Source organism: Opitutaceae bacterium TAV5, assembly GCA_000242935.3.
GTDB lineage: Bacteria > Verrucomicrobiota > Verrucomicrobiia > Opitutales > Opitutaceae > Geminisphaera.
Map to the genome: position 1 here is coordinate 2,831,056 of CP007053.1, position 18,132 is coordinate 2,849,187.

The window sequence follows — 18,132 nt, forward strand, 5'->3', positions numbered from 1 at the left end:
CAACGTTCACGGGCAGGGATGCCCGTGCCACATTGCGGCCGGGAATCACTGCGCCTGCTTCGCCACCTTGCGTTCGCGCGGGGCTTCGCCTTGCGGGAGGGCGAGCAGGTCGTAGTCGGCGAAACCGGTGATGGTGACATCGGCGAATTCGCCGACAGGCAATTCGCGCGGCACGTACACGCGGCCGTCGATGTCGGGCGCGTCGGCTTCGCCGCGGGCGATGCCGGGCTCCTCCACCAGAACGCGAAGTTTCTGGCCGACATGGCGCTCGCTGACCTGCGCGGCGATTTCCTTTTGCAGGCTCATCGTCCGGTGCCAGCGGGCGTCCTTTTCCTTGAACGGAATCTGGTCGGCCATGCGGGCGGCCTTCGTGCCTTCTTCCTGCGAGTAGCGGAAGACGCCGAGGCGCTCGAACTGCGTGTCGCGGATAAACCGGCACAGCTCCTCGACATCGTCTTCCGTCTCGCCGGGGAAGCCGACGATGAAGGTCGTGCGCACCGCGATACCCGGGATGCCGGCGCGGATACGGGCGATGAGGTCGCGGATGTAGTCGCCGCTCGTCTCGCGCTGCATCAGGCCGAGCATGTGGTCGCTGATGTGCTGGAGCGGGATGTCGATGTAGCGGGCGACCTTGGGGCACGCGGCGATGGTGCGGATGAGTTCGTCGCTCCAGTGCGCGGGGTGCGTGTAAAGGAGGCGTATCCAGAAATCCCCTTCGATGGCGTTGAGCTCGCGGAGCAACGTGGTGAGCGCGGTGCCGCGCGAGGAATCGACGGGCGTGCGCGGGTTGGGGCGCTGCTCCCAGGTGTCCATGCCGAAGTAGGTGGTGTCCTGCGAGATCAGGTTGATCTCCTTCACGCCCTCGGCGACGAGCTGGCGGGCTTCGGCGACGACGCTTTCGACGGTGCGCGAGCGGTGGCGTCCGCGGATTTGCGGGATGATGCAGAAGGCGCAGGGGTGGTTGCAGCCCTCGGCGATCTTGATGTACGCGGTGTGTTTGGGGGTGAGCCGGAAGCGCGGCGTGTCGTAGTCGGGAATGTATGTGGAGCGGCCCTGGATGTAGTTGGCGGGAGCGTCTTTCCTGCCACGTTTGAGGCCGGTGATCTCCTCGATGATGGGGGCGACCTGCGTGAGCTGGTCGAGACCGATGAAGGCGTCCACCTCGGGCATGGCGGACGGCAGCTCTTTCGAAAAGCGCTGCGACATGCAGCCGGCGACGATGAGTTTTTGTCCCGAACGGCGTTTGGAGAGGCCGCGGGCCTGGTGGGCGGCGAGGATGTGGTTGATCGATTCTTCCTTGGACGAGTCGATGAAGGAGCAGGTGTTGACGATGACGACGTCGGCTTTCTCCGTTTCGGGCACGACCGTCATGCCGGCCTTGTGGAGATGGCCGACCATGATCTCGCTATCGACGAGATTCTTGGCGCAACCGAGTGAGACGAGACTGACTTTGAGCATGGAAGAAAAGGCGGGTGCCGGCAGTGAGCGATGGCGGGAAACCGAAGACGGGCGGGACCGGAAAAACAAAAGAACCGCGGCTACGGAGGGCCGCGGTTCCCGGAAAGATCGGGAGACCGTACTGGCGTGTGGTGTTGGTCGTTGAGCGTGGTCCTGTGGCGGTCGTGGTCGTTGTTCGGGCTCCGGCGGCGGTTTCCGGCGCGATGCGGGATCGCGGGCCGCGGAGCGAGCGGCAAGGAGGGCGCAGGGGATTTGCCGAGTCAAGCGCGACGGCATGCCTTGTCCGTTTCACGTTGTCACCCGCCTGCCTCGGCGGTGTCGTCCTTTCTATATGAATTTCATTTTATCTATTTAATCTGAAAAGGATTGGGGGAATCAGGGGTTCGTTTCCCGTCCCCGGAAATCGCCGCGGACGGGAGACAGTCGGGGGGGTATGATCCGGACTTGTATCGGGGGAAGAATACGGGTTTTACCCGACTATCCGGTATGCATCCGGTGCTGGTAATGTGAGATCCGTTACAGAAACCGACTCATGAAACAGCCTCTTGTCTCCGATCATATCGATCACGTCACGCCGTGCCCTGCGCCGGCTGCGCATCCCTGCCGCGCCGCAAACCATACCGGCGATTTTCGCCGGTTGCGGATGGCGCTGGCCCTGATCCCGTTCGTGTTTGCGGGCGGGTTGGTGGCGCAACCGCTCATCCAGTTCGAAATGCACTATCATGGCGGCTGGTACGGCGGGGACGGCTGGGCATGGTCCCGGGACGGCGAAGTTTCGCTCCGGTTGACGGACCCGTGGGGCGGAGATGGCATGCTCGATATCAACGCGCCCGGAAGCATCGGAGCGAGCGGTCCGTACCAGTGGGACTACAACTGGCTGGTCAGTTCGGAGCTCTGGAACGGCGCCAACTGGAGCATGACCCGGGACGGCAGTCCGGTCACGGTTGGCCATGTGAATGTATGGGGAACCGGCAAGGAGGGTTTCTTCTTCCACGGCCTCGATACGAGCTGGCTGGAGAGCGAGCCTCTGTCCGCCGACACGAGCCTGTTGTCATTCCAGATGTACGGCGGCGGTTACATGGATCCGTGGCTGGCCGATCACTTCCAGATCTGGTTGTGGGACGGAAGCCAGTCGCAGCAACTGTTCGCGACCATCAACGGAGATCGCCTGGAGATCGATCTGTCGGGCGTCGATCTGGTAGCCGGCGGCAGCTATGGCCTCAGTATCGACTTTCACATGCGGTCGGAGACGTGGCTGGAGGGCTACTCGGATACGGGCGACCTGCTTTTCCATGGACTTGTGACCAACGATTCCGGCTTTGGGCAGTATATCAATTTCTCCACCGCCGCCGCCATTCCCGAGCCGGCTACCGTGGGCATGATGGCGGGCGCGCTTGTGCTGGCTCTGGTCTGTGCGCGGCGAGGCTGGAGGGCCGGACGCGCACGCCGTATCTGAGTGGACCGGGAACGTTGGTCCGGGTTGTTCTCCACGTCACTGGACAGGGGGAAGAGTCCGGAGTTGTGACCATCCTGTGGGCAGGCACCCGGATCAGGCAAAGGGAGATCGGAAACTGCTGGCAGGTCAGTCGGCTGTTTTCCGGGGCCTGCCGGGCTTGGATTTGATGCGCTGGGTCAACTCCGTTGCGGAAATTCCTGTGAGCTTGGAAACCAGAGGGATGTCGTCACAAAGCAGAATCCATGGTTTCAGGTTTAGCACCTTGGCCAGGTTCTCGAGCATCCGGATCGAAGGAGAGCCGGTGCGGCCGATTTCGAAAAGCTGGTAATATTTGTAGTCGAGCTGCGCTTTCTCCGCGAATTCTTCCTGCGTCAGGCCCTGCGTTTCGCGCAAGGTTCGGGCAATACGTCGCATGAGAGGATAAGCGGATGGCATTGCCGGAATCGTAATGAAGTGGCATCGTGAAAAACACCTTGACCGATCACTGTATTTAGGTCTGGCTGATTCTGCCCGACTGATTCGGCCATCCCATTTGTTTATTCCGGAATCCGCTACCTGCTCTCCCTTTTCCCAACCCTCGAACCTCATGAAACCCTCCCCATGCATCCGGCTCCCTGCCGCGACTCGTGTCCGTCACGCCTTCACCCTCGTCGAACTGCTCACCGTTATCGCCATCATCGGCATCCTCGCCGCGATCCTGATTCCGACTGTCGGCGCCGTCCGCAAGACGGCTCGCGACGTGCGCTGCAAGAGCAACCTCCGCCAACTCGGCGTGGCCGTGCATCTCTATGCCGGCGAACACAAAAATTTCTTCCCCGGCGGAAACATCGCCCCCGATCCCGTCAACGGCATCCCCCGCATCACCTGGGACAAGGCCCTCATCCCTTACCTGGGCCGCGCCGAAACCAACTACGAAGATTCGCAACGAAGCTGGCTCGTGGTCTGCCCTTCGTCCGCCGTCCAGCCGGACACACCCGATCCGCAATACAGCGCGAACAAGCTCCTGTTTTCCGCCAGCAACAGTCCCCTCGGCATGGATCGTGTGGAAAATCGCAGCCTGGTTGTCATGATCGCCGATGGCTGTCTCCGCACCGATCAGGTGAACACCCAGGCGCATGCCGTCCTGGAGACCGGCGGCGCCGGCCTGAACGTCAGTACCTCCGATCCCGATCAGGCGGTTTCCGTAACTTACGGAGATTCCATGATCGATTACCGGCACGGCGGCGACAGCACGCATGTCGTCATGGTCGATGCGAGCGTCCGCGCCTTCAAAAAAGGAACGCTCCGGAGCCGCAATTTCCTCGCCGGTGATTGATCTTCTCCCGTCGCAGCCTTCTATCCTCTTCCGACATGCGCCCATTCCCCCTGATTTTCCTCCTGCTCTTTTCCCTGTCGATGCCGGCCGCCCCGGCGGCGACGGAGGCAGTCGCGGACGCGAAGACGCCGCTGCTCACCGAGGAAAAACAGCAAGCCCTCTTTGCCGCGCTCGATCCCGCATGGCCCGCCCTCGCGCCTGTGCACGCCGCCGTAACCGAAAAAAACTACGAAACCGCGCGCCGCGAACTGGCCGGTTATCTGCGCACGCGCACGCTGCGGACGTGGCAAATCGTGCCGCACCGCGCTCCGTATCCGGATGCGGCCTCCGTGCGCTACAATGCTGCCCGGGCCAACGCCGCTGCCGAAGGCCGCGTGGTCGGCGGACTCGTCGCCCTCGAAGCGAATTTTCCCGGCAACCGCATCGACTGGCTGCGCAACGAGACCCGCGTCCGCGCCGAACACGGCGAGGCCGTACCCTTCAATCCCGAGTGGCAATGGCAGCTTTGCCGCATGGCGTTCTGGGGCGACCTTGCTTCGGCCTACCGGGCGACCGGCGACGAGCGTTACGCCCGCGCCTGGGTGACGCAGTTCCGTTCCTTTATCGAGCAATGCCCCGCACCTGACCGCCAGCGCAACGGGCAGGGCTCCGCCTGGCGCACGATCGAGTGCGGCATCCGCATGTCCGGTTCCTGGCCGGCGGCGTTTCACAGTTTCCTGCTCAGCCCCTCCGTCAGCGACGAGGACCTGCTGCTCTACCTGCACGCCAGCCTGGAGCACGCCCGTTACCTGGAAAAATTTCCCACCAGCGGCAACTGGCTGACGATGGAAATGAACGGCCTCTACTCCATCGGTGTCGTCTTTCCCGAGTTCGCCGAAGCCGCCTCCTGGCGGCGGCAGGCCATCGACCGGCTGCACGCCGAGGTGCAAACGCAATTCCTGCCCGATGGCGCGCACTACGAACTGACGCCTGGCTATCATCAGGTGGCGCTGGGCAACATCGTCGGCCTGCTGCGCACCGGCCAGACGGTGGGGCGGCGCGACGAATTCCCGGCGGACTACATCGCGCAGACGGAGCGCGCTTACGATTTTAATCTCCGGATGATGACGCCCGACCGCTCCCTGCCCGAGCTCAACGATTCCTGGCCGGTCAATGTCCGCTCCAGTCTGCGCGGAGCGCGGGAGTTTTTTCCGCAACGCGACGATTTTCGCTGGATCGCCACCGACGGGCGCGAAGGCCGCCCGCCTTCTCCGGACAACCTCGCCTCGCACGCCCTGCCGTATGCGGGTTATTTCGTGATGCGTTCCGGCTGGGGAACCGACGCCAATTATGCGCTCTTCGACGCCGGTCCCCTCGGCTACGGCCATGTGCACCAGGACAAGCTCAACCTGGTGTTGTGGGCGTGGGGCCGCGAACTGTTGTTCGACGGCGGCGGCGGTTCCTACGAGCGCAGCCGCTGGCGTAGCTATGGAGTGGATACGTTTTCGCACAACACCGTTCTCGTGGACGGCAAGCCGCAGCGGCGACCGACGCGCAACCGCGAGGCCAATGTCTCCCGCGTGCCGCTCGATGTCGGCTGGGAAAGCACGCCGGCGCACGATTACGCCCGCGGCGTTTACAGCGATGGCTACGGCAACGAAACCGACCGCATCGCCACGCATGTGCGCCGGGTGTCTTTTCACAAGCCCGACGTCTTTGTCGTGGCCGACACGCTGACCCCGGCGGACACGGCGGAGCACACGTATCAGGCGCGCTGGCACCTGCTCACCACGCAGACCCGTCGCGATGCCGGCGCCGGCGCGGTCGTCACCGCCGACGCCGGCCAGCCCAATCTCGCCATCGTCCCGCTCCTCGCCGACGGGCTCGAAGTCGCCGCCGTTTCGGGCCAGACCGAGCCCGAACTGCTCGGCTGGGATGTGCGCAAGGACACCGTTCCGCAAAACGTCCCCGCCACCACCGTCACGCACACGCGGCGCGGTTCCGGTCGGCAATCGTTCCTCACGCTGCTGTTGCCGCTTCGCGCCGATGCCGGGCCCGGCAATCCCATCATCAAAACCATCGAGCCTGCCGGTGGCGGCGCCGTTCGCGTCACCCTCGCCGACGGCCGCATCCTTTCGCTCGCCTCCGGCACCGATCCCGACACCCCCGTCACCGTTTCGGAGACCCGCTAACAAAACACCTCCCGCCAGTCCGACCTTCCCTTGCCATCTTTGTCGCCGCCATCCTCGGGCCCGCAACGCTCGTCTTGCCGGCCGGCCGGCGCGGCGCTGCTGTCCGCGATGTCGGGTCACTCCCACCGCTTGCGATACAGCACATGGGGACGCAGCGGGTGATTTTCCGGCACGGCGGGGTGCGGGAAATCGTCGTGCGGGTTGCGGGAAAAACCGAGCCGCTCCATCAGGCGGCGCGAGCGGAAGTTGCTTTCAGTCGTAAACGCGACCAGCTCCGGCAGGCGCAGCGTGTCACGTGCATAAGTCATCGCCATGGAGGCGGCGGCGAAGGCGATGCCGCGGCCCCAGAATTTTTTGTGGAAACGCCAGCCGATCTCGACGCAGGGCGTGAAGTGCGTTTCCCACGCCGGCTCGTTCAAGCCGGTGAGCCCGGCCAACTCGCCGTCCACCTCGACGGCCCAGAGTCCCCAGCCGCGGCGGTCGATGTCGTTGCGCATCCGCTGCATGAATGCACCGCTTTCCTCGTGCGTGAGCGGTTTCAGGAAAAACCGCATCACCTCCGCATCCGCACACATTGCCGCGAAGGAATCGAAGTCATTGTCGCGCCATTGGCGCAGGGCAGGGGAGGGAGGGTTGGACGTGGTGGCGGATGACATCCGCGTGATGCAGGGTGACGCGAAACCGGTCTGTCAAGACCGGGTGAAAAACGTTTTCGTTTTCAACTACCGATGCGATCGAGCTGATGCAGGAAGGCAGACGGGATGTCGCCTGCAGGGGTAACGGGAACATCCCGCGTCAACGCCGCCTCCGCATCGCAGACAGAACGTGTGCACGCACGGGCCAGATCATCGGAAAAACGCGGAGCCCCCTGTCCCCACCCGTCGCCGAGATGGCTCAGGCTCCGCTTTGGCGCACCAGGCGAACAAATCGCGGGACGTCGAGACTGTCCACGCGGCGGTTCCATTCGCCTGGCGGGGTGGCGGAGGCGGCCTTGCTGCTGGCGGGCTTGTCGAGGTAATGGAACATCCGGCCGGGGCGGGCGGAACATAGCCAGACGGCACGGCTGTCGGAGCGGTTTTTCATGATCAATGACTACGGGCATTTTTCATTTAGCACGTCCCGACTTGCGGTCGAGCTCGCTTTGTATCCAGGCGCGGGTGCCTTCCTGCTGGTTTTGCGCCTCAATGGTCTCACTAATGTGACGCAGGAGGACATTGTTGTCGGTGCCGGGATAAAAGAGGAGTTCGTTGTTGGCCGCGAGGATGAGGTCCTGGCGCCCGATGTTGAGGCGGGCGATGTGGATCTGGCGGGCGAGGTCCTGACGAACGGCGGCGGGCAGGCGAGGATTGACGATGGACTTGAATTCCTCGACGGAGCCGGAGGGTTGTACGAGGTTGTTGTTGGCGTTTTCGAGGATGCGCCTGGTATTGCCACCGATGGTGCGGATGTTGAAGCCGTCCACGTAGCCGTTGGTGCGGGGGAGAAAAGGCTGGACGAAGCGCGGGGCCTCCACGTCAACGATGCCGGGAAGCCAGTCGCTCAACCGGGTGAATTTGGCGTTGGAGGTCCTGGAGGTGATAAACTGGAGGAAGTCGATGGCGCGTTCACGGTGGCGGGATTGGCGCAAGATGCCGAAGCTGAGGCTGACGGTAGTGGCGGCTTCGGAAGCGGGGCCGTACACATGGGCTCCGTATTCGGGATGAGAACGCGAGGGTATCGGGATTTCAAATACCTTGACTTCGAAGGACGCCTGCTGACGGAAGCTGGGGGCATCCCAACTGCCAGCCGCGATCATGAGGGCGCGGCTTTGCACAAAGTAGAAGGCGGAATCCTCACGGGTGACGGACATATAGCCGGGCTGAAGACGCAGGCCGACGTCACGGGTGATGGAAAGCATGCTTTCGATGGCAGGGGTGTCCAGGGACCAGTCGCCACGCAGATAGCCAATGCCAACCTCGGCGGGGTCCTGCTTCATGGAATAATTGCGCAGGACAGAACGGGCGAGGCGCTGGGTCTGGCTGGCGGCGAGTTTGTCGATGAGATGGGGACCGTTGGCCTTGGAACCGGCGACGGGGATGACCTTGGCGCCGGTTTTCCCGGCGTAGTCGCGGACACGGTCGCAGATGGCGATGAACTGGTCGAAGTCGGCGGGGACGGGGGTGTCGCCGAGGATGCGTCTCCAGAGGGAGGCGTTGTAATAGACGCGAACGGTGTGCATGGACATCCCGACGCCATAGTATTCGAGGAGGTTGGGACGGTAACCTCCGACAAGGCCGTCGATGAAGGTGTCGCGCCATGCGGTGTTTTCGAGGTCGGTGCCCTGGTTATAGGGGTTGGGTTGCTCGACGAGATCGGAGAGCGGATGGAAAAAGCGGGAGAGCATTTCATCCTCGCCGGCGGAGAGGCCGCCAATCTGGAGAATGTCGGCGGCGGTGCCTCCGATGAGTTGGGTCTGTATCCACTGGGCATAGGTGCGCTCGGGGATGGCGAGTTGTTCGATTTTGACTTCGGGGTGGAGTTTTTCGTAGTCACGGGCGAGGGCGTCGAACGCCTTGCGCAGGCCGCCTTCGAGCTGCCAGTGGGCGAAGCGGATGATCTCGCCGCCTTGAGCCCCGGCGCGGGCGCGTCCGAAGACTTTGAAGAGGGCAAAGGAAAAGCAGCCGAGGAGCAGGAGGAGGCCGATAATGTTGCCGAGGTTTTCGCGTTTCATCGAGAAGAGGATGGCTTTCGTTTGAAAGCTCCGGATTACTCATCTGTCGGATCAGGTGATAAGGGACGGTAATTGACGCCCTGGAAAAGATCACTGGCGAGCAGGGTGCGAAGACGGTTCCGAAAGGAGGCCGGATTTTTCCGCCCGGGAGTTGTCCAGGCGACTTCCGCCAAAGCGCACAGACGCGGGAATGCCATGTATTCGAGATCGGAATACTCAGGAACAAGCTCGCTCCAGAGGCAGGCCTGCACGCCGAGAACGAGGTTGTGCCGGGAGGGGTCGAGGCCGGCAGGGACAGGTTCATAGCCGTAAACTTTTTCCAATGTGGTGATGTGCGAGCCCATCGCTGGTGGCTCGGTCGCGTGGTCGCCCTGAGCGTAGTCGAAATAACAGTGACTGGACGGGGTCATGACTACGGGGTTGCCCTGTTCGAACGCAACCTGCATCCAGGCGGTGTCGTCGCGCCAGGACATCACGACGGCGGTCGGCGAGAGGCCGCCTTCGTGGATATCGTCCCAGCCGACGAGTTGGCGGCCGCGCGAACGGAGGAAGGTTTCGATGCGGCGCACGAACCAGCTTTGCAGGGCGTCGCCATCGGCGAGCCCGTGCGCGGACATCACGCGGCGCGCGGTCGGGGAGGCGAGCCACTGGTCCTTCGGCACCTCGTCGCCACCGATGTGGATGCAGGGGGAGGGAAACAGGTCGAGAATCTCGTCGAGCACGTTTTCGAGAAATCGGAAAACCGCTTCGGTTGGCGCGAAGGTGTAGCGGTGGATGATCCAGCGGGTTTGCACGGCGGGATTGAAGTCCGGCGCGTCCTGGTTGCCGAACTCGGGGTAGGCGGCGATGGCGGCGGAGGCGTGGCCGGGCATATCGATCTCGGGCACTACAGTGATGTGACGTTCGGCGGCATAGGCGACGATCTCGCGGATTTGGTCCTGCGTATAAAAACCACCGTAGCGTTTTCCGTCGCCCTGCGTGCGGTCGTGGAGGAGAGGCGACTCGGCCCGCCATGCGCCGACTTCGGTAAGGCGGGGATATTTTTTGATCTCGATGCGCCAGCCTTGGTCGTCGGTGAGGTGCCAGTGAAAAACGTTGAACTTGAGCAGCGCCATCAGGTCGAGGAAGCGCTTGAGCTCATCCGCAGTCTTCATGTAACGAGCGACATCCACATGGACGCCACGCCATGCGAAGCGTGGCTGGTCGCCGATAAACAGGGCAGGGAGTGCGGTGGCATTGGCAGCCCGGGCGTTGGCGACGAGTTGCCGAAGGGTTTGCCGAGCGTAAAACAGACCGCGTTCGGTGCTCGCGGCGAGCGTGATGCGACCGCGGGTGGCGGGAGCATCAGGAGTGATTTCGAGCGTGTAGGCCTCGTCCGACGCCAGGTCGTCGGAAGCGGCTGACATGAGCCGGCAATGAATGTCGGCGGTCGGAATATCGGCATGGGCGGACGGCAGGGCATAGCTGCCTTCACGTGATTCGGAGGAAACCGGAAGCGGTATGGTTGTCATGAGAGGATCGTCAGTATTGATACTGAAATTACGAGTGTCCGGTCATAATCAGGCCAAGGGGGGGAGGGAACATAGCCAGACGGCACGGCTGTCGGAGCGGTTTTGCATGATCAATGACTACGGGAGTTTTTCAAAATCATCCAGACTGGCAGCCTGACGCACACGTATGACGGCCCGCCAGGTCTCCCCCGCAGGCCTCGCACGCGCGGAGTGTCCGCCAGCTTCCGATGGGGCTTCCGTCAGGACGAGCAGGGGCGATTCAACCGGTCCGGCGTCTCCGGAGGTGATCAAGGTCGCATCGCGCGTTCCCGCCGTGGTGCTGCGAACCCGTTCGTCGTTCGCATGGTTCTTCATCCATCCAAAACCGGAATCTTTGTTGTAAACCATGCTCCCGGAGAGGCGTTCATAGCCGGCGGCGGGTTGGATGTTCGCAGGGCCCACGTCGAACAACCGGACCGGGGCGCCGTCCGCGACGCGGGTGATGATGAGTGCGTTGACCTTCCAATGCTGCGAGGGAGAGGGTTTGAATCGCAAACGGAGGGAGCCATCGCGGACAACAACCGGGAATGTCCGTTCGGCAAACTCGCCTGCCCGCGCCTTGACGAGGATGCCCGGGTCCACGCCGTTGGCATCAATCCGAAACGGAGCCGTCTCATTGTCGGCATCGCCGCTCACCAGCGTAACATTGTAAGAGGCATTGGGGAGATCCATGCGGAAATGAAGGGGGGCCTGATTCTCCGTTCCCGCCGGTGCTTCCGGCCTCCATGCGCCCGTCATCGCCGTGACGCCCACGCAGAGCGAACCGTAACGGGCGGACAGCGTGCGCCCGTTGAGGCGTTTTTCATCCACTCGCGGCAAAACCGGGGCAAGAGACAGCCGCACATCGTCCAGATGGCAGGCCTCCGTTGTGGTCACTGTGATTTCCCCGTCGAGACGTCCGAGGCCCAGCGTCCAACGTTCGACCGTTTCGACAGGAAGCCGGGCGGGGAGCCCCCCCGACCATGTGCCCCCTGTTATCTTGCCCACAGGCCGGCCAAACAGCATCGGGCGGGCGGTCTGTCCAGCCGACATGCGGGTTTGCCGGGTGGTGATGGTCACCGTCCGTCCATCCTTGCTGGCTTGCTGGTCAATGTGGGGAGCCATCTCGCCAAGGAACCAGGATTGCCCGTTCTGAAAAAGTTCCACGAACACACCCGCCAAACCGGAGGACGGAGCGGCATCAATATCGTCTGATGAAAGACCGTCATCGGGGCGATCCGGCGTCGTCAGGGCCGACACCCGTGTATCCAGTGATGAATGACGGCCGGAGAGATTGACCGTCCATGTCCCCAGGGGCGTTGTTTGCCGCATCTGCCATCCGGCGGTTTCCGGAGCCGGACGCAGGAAATTTGTGGGGATTGGCTCCACGAGTCCCCGGGCGCTGCTCAGCCAGTAAAAGGACAAGGGGTCAACCACCCGCCGGTTGGATTTTTCGATGTAGTTGCGCAGTTCCCTGATGCGCCCTCTGAGAAGGGGGGATCGGGTCGCCTGAAAAACCAGTTCGAGCGCGGCGTTGCTGGTGGAGAACGGCGCTGTGTGCCACATGTGTTTTGCGTAGGGCGACATGCCGCAATCCATCATGCCGCCGGGTTCGAGAAACTTTTCGTAATACTCCTGGTGTCGCTTGATCTGCGCGAGTGCCTCGGGGTCGTCACTCAATTGCCAATACCGTCCCAGGTAGTGCAGCGTGATTTTCGTGTAATGGGGCGCCGGCGGCCAACCTTTGAGATAGTCCCAGGTGCTCCCTGTGAAACACTGGCCGAGAAGACGAGTCCTCTCCACGGACTCCGCCCGGAGTTGTGCGTCGTCAAACAACTCGGCGGCCTGCCTGAGGATGAGGAGGTAGGCGGCGTCCATGTTCGGGTAGCCCGCAAAGCGACCAAAAACGAGTTCCCGCCCATATGTCTCTTTCTGGAAAGCACAGGCCCGCCAGTAAAGCCGGGCGAACTTCTCGTGTGTCTCCTCTGTCAGCAATGGCCAGGCAAGAATGACCGTGTCAAAAAAATTGGGCAGGACAAACCGGTCAACATTCGGATCGGGTGTGCGCAGGGTGCCCGGTTCTCCATAGTGCGAGAGAATCCAGTCCACGCCTTCCCTGACCCGGACGATGGCTTCGTTTTTCTGGAAAAAACGGCTTCCGGGAGTGACGGCAGCTATCACCATCGCATGCAGGTCAACGCACCGGTAGGCGATGGTCCAGCCTTCGCGTCCCTTGTGTAGTCCTTCCGAAGTGATGTGAGGGAGCGGGTTTTGGATAAAAAGGCGGGCGCGGTCATCCAGACGCCCGAGCAGCAGATCGAAATCGGGGCCGGCCTCCCGGCGGCTGTTCTGAATACGATCGGTCTCCAGCGTGTGAAGTTGACTGGCCCGCGCGAACGCAGTCCGGATTGCCGCGGAGGAGGCTGTGTCCGGATTTTCGATCAGGGAAAAATCATCGAAATCGGCAACGACTTTGGCGTGATCGAAGGAGTGTATCCAGACCGCCATACGTGTTGCCTGTTCGGGAGCGATCGCCACGAGTGAATAAGTTGCCCATCCGGCGGACTCGGGGATCGACTTCACGAACTGTTTTGGTGTGTCGATCCGGTTTCCCTTCGCGTCGAAGAAACGCAGATAAACTCCGATCCCGGCGCCCTGCACGATTCTGGCATGGAAGGTGAGTTTGTAGTCGTTGCCGGGCGTGACGGGCAGCTTTTGGGAAAACAGGCTGCTGCCGCTGGTCTCGTCATCGTCGGTTACCCGGAGCCCGAGCCTGCCACTGTGGGCTGCTTCGGGAATGATCCGGCTCATTCCCTTGTCCGCCGCCGCCACCATCCAGCCATCGGGGCCGTTTTCGAAGCCGGGATCGGGAAAGGGAATGTCGGTGGCGGCCTGGACGGAAGCCCAGGCCACCACGCCAAACCAAATGGAAAAGAGATGCCTCATATCAAGAATCCCTACGAGTTCAGATCGGCGGTCGCCTCCGCTTTTTCGGCGATACGGATGAGGATTATCGGGGGAGGACGCGGAGATGCGTCAGCGACCAGGGAGGCAGGGAGGAGGAAAAGGGGCCGGTGGCGACGGCTCCGCCGGTATTGCCGGCCTCGTCGATCGAGCCAGCGACTTCCAGCCGTCCGTCCGGGACTTTCTCCAGTGCGACCGTCCTGATCTCGCCGGACTTGTTCAGCACCCAGGCGTGCAGCGCGCCCTGCCCATCGCGCGCCGCCGAGACGATCACCGCCGGGTCGGAGCTGCTTGCGTCCACCCACCGCGAGCCGGGCAGGTCTTTCAACAGGCGGAACACCTCATAGCCGGGCGTAGGCCGGTAAGGCGGGGTCATCTCGAAGAGACCGCGCCAGCGGCGAGGGCGTGTCGGCGGATAGGATACCCCGCCTTCAAGGCCGGGAGGCGCCTCCACCTGCCAGAACATTGGCCACATGCAGGCGATATGGGCGTCACCTCCGGCGATCTGCAAAAACATCTCGCCCTGGGCCAGCGCCCTGACGGCGGGCGGTATGGAGGGTTCCGGTTCTTTGGGCAGCGCGATGTTCCATTCCAGCACCGTCAATCCGATGCGACCCTGCCCCTTCTCCGCCAATTGGGCGCGCAGCCGCTTCAGATACTCCGTGTAGGTCCGGGTATTCTCGGGCTCGATCCATTTCCATGCGGAGGTGGTGATCATCGGCCGGGAGCGCTTCCAGCGTTCCTCGATCGGGCGGCCGCCTCCCCAGTAAAAATGCAGATTGAGGTAATCGGTATAGTCGCCGGCCAGCCGCAGAAAGGTCTCCAGGTGCGGGGTGAAACGTGGCTGGTTGTTGGGGCTGGCGATAAATTTCAGGTGTGGGGCCACCTGCCGAATCGCCCGGGCGTATTCCACATATACTTCCGCATAGGTGTCACCCGGGAAAAGGTAATAGCCCGGGTGCCACGGCTCGTTGTCCATGTAGAGATAGCGCACCGGATAACCGCGCTCCACGATCCGTTGCGCCAGCCGCACCGCCTCGGCGATGCCGTCGGCCCGCCGGTTCATCACCTCGCCGGAGGTCATGTTCACCCCCACGATCGGCTCCGCGCCGATCCGCACGCAACGGGCGACGAACTTGTCCAGATCCACGAACAATTCGTTGCGATCCCAGTTCGCCCGGCCCACCCGGACCGATTGCCACTGCTGGTCGTGGAGTTCGGGGTTCCAGAGATCGATATAGCCGTCCACGCCCGGATGCTCCCAATGGAAGCGCGAGGTTTCCTCCCCGCCGGGATAGCGCAGCGCGCCCGCGCGGATCTCGCGCAGACGCTCCTCGACGTTTCCCGTCTCCCACACCACGTCGAGATCGTTGAAGTAGCTCGTGTTGAAACCCGTCAGGATCGGGCTTACCTGGTGCCGTTCCTCGCCAAAAAAGACGCGTGCGACATTCGAGGGGAGGGGCTCCGTCGCTGCGCGGACCGCACATGCCGGAAGCAACAACGAAACCAACAAGGCAGGGATTCGGTTATACATGATTGGATTGGGAGGGGAGGGTGAAAGGGTGATCCGTCCGGCGTGTTCTTCGGTGAAGCCCCGGACGTGATTCCAGAGTATGATGAGCAAGCCAGTGCGGGCTGTTCCGGCCAGGCGTCCGGTGATCAGAGCTCCGCTGCGAAGTGACCGACCTTGACCTCCCCTTTGGGGATGATTCTCACGCTGCCATCCACCATGACGAACATCGCGGCGGTGCCACGCGAGGCCCGGTAGGCGATACCGCTCATATGCCCCCCTTCATCCGGCGTGTTGCCCGGCTCGGGAGGAATCACCTCATCGATGTTTTGACCGGTGGTGATCGTCCCGGGATAGCCAAGGGTATTGTTGGCGCCGTAACTGGTGCCGGGCATGATCACGGCACTCCCCACCATGATGATTTGAGTCGGACGGATGACCGCCCTGTGGAGAACGCCCCGGTGGTTTGTATTGTAGATGACAGAACCGAGGTCGGCGGTTGCCGTCGCTGCCGTGCCCATGAGGCGGGCGTTGGCGGCGTAGGTGGAGCCAATCGCGTTCTCGTTGGTCGGCGGCCACCCGATCGTGCTGCTTTCGCTGGCAGGCACCAGCGGATCCACCAGCAAGCGCGAGGCGTTGAGCGCCCGGTTGGAGTCGAACCCCAGATAGGGGCGGATGAAGAAAGCGAAATTGGCATTCTCACGGATTTTGACGCCGTTGGCATCATTCAGGATAGAGGCCGCAGCAGGAGGGAAGCGTCCCTTGTTGTCGTCGGTCGCCACCAATACACCCAAACCTGTCTGGCGGAGATGGGAGACTGCCTGCGCCTGCCGGGCCGACTGCCGGACCGCGGAAACAGTCGGCACGATAATGGCGGCAAGAATGCCGATGATCGCAATGACCGTCAGGAGCTCGACCAGTGTGAACGCGGAAAAAAAACGAATATTACGGGGAGCAGGATGTCTCGAATCCGAAAGCGATAAAATGGAGCGGGAATTCATTTTGGAGGCAAGTTATCGGTTGGAGGGGAGGAAACCGAATCACCGCGTTTCCTCCCTATGGCTGCGAATGCCAAAGATACGGAGGCAACCGACTGCGAGCAACGAGAGAACACCCGCCGTCAAGGCGACGGTCCCGGGCTCGGGGATGGAGGATATCTCGCGCAGTTGCAGGGCGTTGATCTGCGCCCTGCCTGATGCGGTGGTTATCGAGGTGGCGGTGATGTCCTGGGTCGGGCTGGTGGCGATAAAGGAACCGAGGACATACTGGCCGAGTCCGCCGGCAAGCTCGGCTTCGGAGGTTCCGGACTTGATGTTGGCATCCAGTGTGACGCTGCCGCCTCCGGTCGTGGAGAAGATGGTATCGGCCAGTGTGTTACGGGCGGTGCTAACCCAGATCTGGATTTGATAGGTTGCGCCAACCGTCAGGCCTTGCAGGGAAAAGGTGAAGGTGCCGGCACTTCCATCCGCGTTGATGACGCGGACCGTGGAGGTGAGAAGGGCTTTATAGCTGGGGGACAAGCTGGCAAAGGGTTCCGCGTTTGGATAGCTGCTTGGGTTGCCTGCATCGGTGCGGCTCCAGCCCGGTGTGGACGCGAACGAAATGATGTTGGGTATGTCGGTGTCCCAGACTTCGGTAAAGGTGACGCCGTTAACGACAGGATCAGGGTCGGTGCTGACGCTTCTCCTGCCGAAGTTGAGGGCGTAAACGATATCGCCAGTGGTACTGACATCGGTGTCGCCGGTGATATTTTGTGGAGTTCCCCATGTGATGGCGGCTGCCTGCATGGGAACGGTGGGAAGCACCGCGATGGCGATTGCGACAAAAAGATTGCGGCAACGCCGGGCAAGGGGAGAGGAGGAACAGAAAAGCGACGGGTTCATGGCCGCTGACTATTCTCTCCATCTGCATTGCATCCAACAAACCTCTTGCGCATACAGTTGCGTAAACCCTCATGACTGCTGCGCCCACATTGCGAGAAGTTGCCAAAGCCGCGGGCGTTCACCAGGCCACCGTAAGCCGGGCCCTGCGTCATCAGCCGGGCGTCTCCCGGAAAATGGGGGACGCGATACGAGCGCTCGCGACGAAGATGGGTTATGTTCCCGATCCGATGTTAAGTGCGCTGGCGGCCTATCGCACGACCCGGCGACCGGCGGCCTTTCACTCGGTCATTGCATGGCTCAACCCGAGCACGATACGCGCGGACTGGAAGCGTTACCGGACATTCCGGGAGTTCTTTGATTCCGCAGCGTCCCGGGCCCGGGCGCTGGGGTTTCAGCTGGAGGAAGTCGTCCTGCCCGCTGCCGGTGCGGGGGCCGCCCGCGTAACCTCCATGCTCAGGGCGCGCAACGTTTCGGGGGTGATCGTCGGCCCGGCTCCCGTGCTTGGCGTCGGGCTGGAAACGATCGACTGGCGGTTGTTCTCGGGAGTACGTATCGGGCTTTCGCTGGAGCGGCCGCAGCTGCACTCGGTCGCGCCCCATCATTCGCAAGGCATGTTTACGATCATGCGCGAAGTGGCGGCCCGCGGTTATCGCCGGCCGGGTCTGGTCATCTCCACGCATCTGGACGAACGGGTGCAATGGCGCTGGTCGGCGGCATTTCTGAGGGCGCAACTGTGGCTGCCTGCCGCCAGGAATCGTATTCCTCCCCTGTTTTTTGTCGGCGAGCAGGTACAGGCCGCCGGACTGGTTTCGTGGGCCCGCAAATATCGCCCGGATGTCCTCTTGGCGGTGGGCAACGAGGTGTCCCTGCCCTTGCTGCGCAGGCAATGCGGCTGGAGAGTGCCGGAAGACATCGGGTTGACGGTGCTCACCCAGCCCGATGAAGACAGGCCGGTCACCGGTATCCTGGAGAATAATACGGAGACCGGAACCCGGGCAGTGGATTTCGTGGCGGACATGATGACCCGTCAGGAGCGTGGTATTCCCGAATACCCGCAAGTCCTGCGGATCACCAACCGGTGGATCGAAAACGGCACCCTGCGTCCAAGGCCGAAGCAGCCGGAGTGAATGGCGTTC

14 protein-coding genes are annotated in these 18,132 nt (G+C 62.5%); 4 read left to right on the top strand and 10 right to left on the bottom strand.

What is annotated here, in order from left to right; genetic code table 11:
• Positions 1-45: 45 nt before the first annotated feature.
• On the bottom strand, positions 46-1,458 hold the full coding sequence (locus OPIT5_12380) for a 30S ribosomal protein S12 methylthiotransferase (GenBank protein ID AHF90887.1): 1,413 nt from the start codon (positions 1,456-1,458) through the stop codon (positions 46-48).
• 532 nt (positions 1,459-1,990) lie between these two features.
• On the opposite strand from OPIT5_12380, the gene OPIT5_12385 reads away from it, so the two are divergent.
• The gene (locus OPIT5_12385; GenBank protein AHF90888.1) at positions 1,991-2,914 is read left to right on the top strand and encodes an anchor protein; all 924 of its coding nucleotides are present in this window, start codon (positions 1,991-1,993) and stop codon (positions 2,912-2,914) included.
• 126 nt (positions 2,915-3,040) lie between these two features.
• Here the strand turns inward: OPIT5_12385 and OPIT5_12390 are convergent, their stop codons facing one another.
• Positions 3,041-3,328, bottom strand: a complete 288-nt coding sequence (locus OPIT5_12390) for a transcriptional regulator (GenBank protein AHF90889.1) — start codon at positions 3,326-3,328, stop codon at positions 3,041-3,043.
• 172 nt (positions 3,329-3,500) lie between these two features.
• Between OPIT5_12390 and OPIT5_12395 the strand changes: the two genes are divergently transcribed.
• Together OPIT5_12395 and OPIT5_12400 are read left to right on the top strand one after the other, a co-directional pair.
• A complete protein-coding gene (locus tag OPIT5_12395; protein AHF90890.1) occupies positions 3,501-4,229 on the top strand; it encodes an N-terminal cleavage protein in 729 nt (242 codons plus the stop codon).
• Between the two features lie 35 nt (positions 4,230-4,264).
• The gene (locus OPIT5_12400; protein AHF90891.1) at positions 4,265-6,400 is read left to right on the top strand and encodes a heparinase; all 2,136 of its coding nucleotides are present in this window, start codon (positions 4,265-4,267) and stop codon (positions 6,398-6,400) included.
• 116 nt (positions 6,401-6,516) lie between these two features.
• Here the strand turns inward: OPIT5_12400 and OPIT5_12405 are convergent, their stop codons facing one another.
• The 8 genes from OPIT5_12405 to OPIT5_12440 all read right to left on the bottom strand — a co-directional run bounded on the left by OPIT5_12405 (position 6,517) and on the right by OPIT5_12440 (position 16,996).
• Positions 6,517-7,056 (bottom strand): GNAT family acetyltransferase, encoded by a 540-nt coding sequence (locus OPIT5_12405; protein ID AHF90892.1) that lies wholly within the window; start codon positions 7,054-7,056, stop codon positions 6,517-6,519.
• 238 nt (positions 7,057-7,294) lie between these two features.
• Complete coding sequence (locus OPIT5_12410; protein ID AHF94332.1) at positions 7,295-7,483, bottom strand: hypothetical protein; 189 nt, start codon at positions 7,481-7,483, stop codon at positions 7,295-7,297.
• A 22-nt stretch (positions 7,484-7,505) separates the two neighbouring features.
• Positions 7,506-9,110, bottom strand: coding sequence for an ABC transporter substrate-binding protein (locus tag OPIT5_12415; GenBank protein ID AHF90893.1), 1,605 nt, complete (start codon positions 9,108-9,110; stop codon positions 7,506-7,508).
• Between the two features lie 35 nt (positions 9,111-9,145).
• On the bottom strand, positions 9,146-10,621 hold the full coding sequence (locus tag OPIT5_12420) for a beta-N-acetylhexosaminidase (GenBank protein AHF90894.1): 1,476 nt from the start codon (positions 10,619-10,621) through the stop codon (positions 9,146-9,148).
• Between the two features lie 117 nt (positions 10,622-10,738).
• Complete coding sequence (locus tag OPIT5_12425) at positions 10,739-13,585, bottom strand: hypothetical protein (protein AHF94333.1); 2,847 nt, start codon at positions 13,583-13,585, stop codon at positions 10,739-10,741.
• A 64-nt stretch (positions 13,586-13,649) separates the two neighbouring features.
• Positions 13,650-15,101, bottom strand: a complete 1,452-nt coding sequence (locus OPIT5_12430; protein AHF94334.1) for a hypothetical protein — start codon at positions 15,099-15,101, stop codon at positions 13,650-13,652.
• A 161-nt stretch (positions 15,102-15,262) separates the two neighbouring features.
• Positions 15,263-16,114 (bottom strand): N-terminal cleavage protein, encoded by an 852-nt coding sequence (locus OPIT5_12435; GenBank protein AHF90895.1) that lies wholly within the window; start codon positions 16,112-16,114, stop codon positions 15,263-15,265.
• A 39-nt stretch (positions 16,115-16,153) separates the two neighbouring features.
• Positions 16,154-16,996 carry a hypothetical protein gene (locus tag OPIT5_12440; protein ID AHF94335.1) on the bottom strand — a complete coding sequence of 281 codons (843 nt, stop codon included), beginning with the start codon at positions 16,994-16,996 and terminating at the stop codon, positions 16,154-16,156.
• Positions 16,997-17,067: 71 nt separating this feature from the next.
• Between OPIT5_12440 and OPIT5_12445 the strand changes: the two genes are divergently transcribed.
• Positions 17,068-18,123, top strand: coding sequence for a LacI family transcriptional regulator (locus OPIT5_12445; protein AHF90896.1), 1,056 nt, complete (start codon positions 17,068-17,070; stop codon positions 18,121-18,123).
• Positions 18,124-18,132 lie beyond the last annotated feature (9 nt).

Bases quoted from the DNA above. Each gene is read 5' to 3' on its own strand.
- OPIT5_12445 (AHF90896.1), top strand. From the start codon at position 17,068: ATGACTGCTGCGCCCACATTGCGAGAAGTTGCCAAAGCCGCGGGCGTT.
- OPIT5_12385 (AHF90888.1), top strand. From the start codon at position 1,991: ATGAAACAGCCTCTTGTCTCCGATCATATCGATCACGTCACGCCGTGC.
- OPIT5_12410 (AHF94332.1), bottom strand. From the start codon at position 7,483: ATGAAAAACCGCTCCGACAGCCGTGCCGTCTGGCTATGTTCCGCCCGC.
- OPIT5_12395 (AHF90890.1), top strand. From the start codon at position 3,501: ATGAAACCCTCCCCATGCATCCGGCTCCCTGCCGCGACTCGTGTCCGT.
- OPIT5_12435 (AHF90895.1), bottom strand. From the start codon at position 16,114: ATGAATTCCCGCTCCATTTTATCGCTTTCGGATTCGAGACATCCTGCT.
- OPIT5_12425 (AHF94333.1), bottom strand. From the start codon at position 13,585: ATGAGGCATCTCTTTTCCATTTGGTTTGGCGTGGTGGCCTGGGCTTCC.
- OPIT5_12400 (AHF90891.1), top strand. From the start codon at position 4,265: ATGCGCCCATTCCCCCTGATTTTCCTCCTGCTCTTTTCCCTGTCGATG.
- OPIT5_12440 (AHF94335.1), bottom strand. From the start codon at position 16,996: ATGAACCCGTCGCTTTTCTGTTCCTCCTCTCCCCTTGCCCGGCGTTGC.
- OPIT5_12420 (AHF90894.1), bottom strand. From the start codon at position 10,621: ATGACAACCATACCGCTTCCGGTTTCCTCCGAATCACGTGAAGGCAGC.
- OPIT5_12380 (AHF90887.1), bottom strand. From the start codon at position 1,458: ATGCTCAAAGTCAGTCTCGTCTCACTCGGTTGCGCCAAGAATCTCGTC.
- OPIT5_12390 (AHF90889.1), bottom strand. From the start codon at position 3,328: ATGCGACGTATTGCCCGAACCTTGCGCGAAACGCAGGGCCTGACGCAG.
- OPIT5_12415 (AHF90893.1), bottom strand. From the start codon at position 9,110: ATGAAACGCGAAAACCTCGGCAACATTATCGGCCTCCTCCTGCTCCTC.
- OPIT5_12405 (AHF90892.1), bottom strand. From the start codon at position 7,056: ATGTCATCCGCCACCACGTCCAACCCTCCCTCCCCTGCCCTGCGCCAA.